Source organism: Serratia odorifera (genome assembly GCF_041448735.1).
Lineage (GTDB): Bacteria > Pseudomonadota > Gammaproteobacteria > Enterobacterales > Enterobacteriaceae > Serratia_F > Serratia_F odorifera.
In genome coordinates this window covers 1-949 of record NZ_JBGMUT010000038.1, presented here as the reverse complement: position 1 = coordinate 949, position 949 = coordinate 1, and the positions used below count along the sequence as shown (strand labels likewise).

The 949-nt window shown below is 55.2% G+C and carries 3 pseudogenes; 2 read left to right on the top strand and 1 reads right to left on the bottom strand.

The annotated features are described in order from the left end of the window. Window positions 1-178: 178 nt before the first annotated feature. A pseudogene (locus ACCC84_RS23460) lies at window positions 179-328 on the top strand (S24 family peptidase); the annotation flags it as partial. On the opposite strand, the pseudogene ACCC84_RS23455 reads toward ACCC84_RS23460, so the two are convergent. Then, window positions 281-655 (bottom strand): annotated as a pseudogene (locus ACCC84_RS23455) (DDE-type integrase/transposase/recombinase); the annotation flags it as partial. The pseudogenes ACCC84_RS23460 and ACCC84_RS23455 overlap by 48 nt on opposite strands. On the opposite strand from ACCC84_RS23455, the pseudogene ACCC84_RS23450 reads away from it, so the two are divergent. Continuing rightward, window positions 650-949, top strand: a pseudogene (locus ACCC84_RS23450) (IS3 family transposase); the annotation flags it as partial. The pseudogenes ACCC84_RS23455 and ACCC84_RS23450 sit on opposite strands and share 6 nt — an antisense overlap.

Genomic DNA, 949 nt, shown 5'->3' with positions numbered 1-949 from the left:
GCTCCTCGGGCCTCGGCGTTGCGTTGCAACGTCACCAACGTCTTGCCGCGCGGCTTGTGTTCCATTTTGAATTTTTTTCCCAAAGCACAACCTCCATGACGCTGTGAAAGTGAAGTAAAAACAGGATACGCCTTGTGCGATTATAGCTGGTTGTTAAGGATTAGGTGACAATTACCGGGCGCGGCACGGCGACATCGTCATCGCCACCGTCGACGGCGAGTTCACCTGCAAGCGCCTGCAGCTGCTGCCCCGGCCGATGCTGATGCCGGCCAATCCGGCCTTTGCGGGTGCTGAAATGAAACTGCCCTTTCCGTATCATGTGGATTAACTCAATGCCTGCCAGTATCGTTTGTGCACGCTGGAATGAGTTGAACTCCAGCATCGGTCGAGTTCGCCGTTTGATATTTCGATGATCCTGTTCCACCAGATTGTTCAGGTATTTACTCTGCCAGATGGTGATCTTTTCTTCATCAGGTTTACCGGCGTTGAGTGTGACCAGCGCCGCCGTATTGGCACCGCTTTTATCGATGATCACGACCTCTGGCTCACTGTGGTGGCGAATGGCCTTGCGAAAGAAGCGCAAGGCAGCTGCAGCGTCACGTCTGGCGGTCAACAGGAAGTCGATGGTTTGACCTGCAGTATCGACAGTACGGTACGGGAGATTGCAGAAACCCGCATACGTTATGGTGTGCAGCGGATCCATATCCTGCTGCGGCGCGAGGGCTGGCTGGTTAACCACAAGAAAACCCATCGGATTTACTGTCTGGAGGGGCTGAACCTGCGGTCAAAACGCCCGCGGCGGCACGTGACGGCCAGGCACAGGCGTATCCGCCCGGCGGTGACCGCGGTGGATCAGTGCTGGAGTATGGATTTCGTTGCTGATAATCTGTTCAACGGACGCCGGATCCGTGCCCTGACTGTAGTCGATAATTTTAGTCGTGAATGCGTG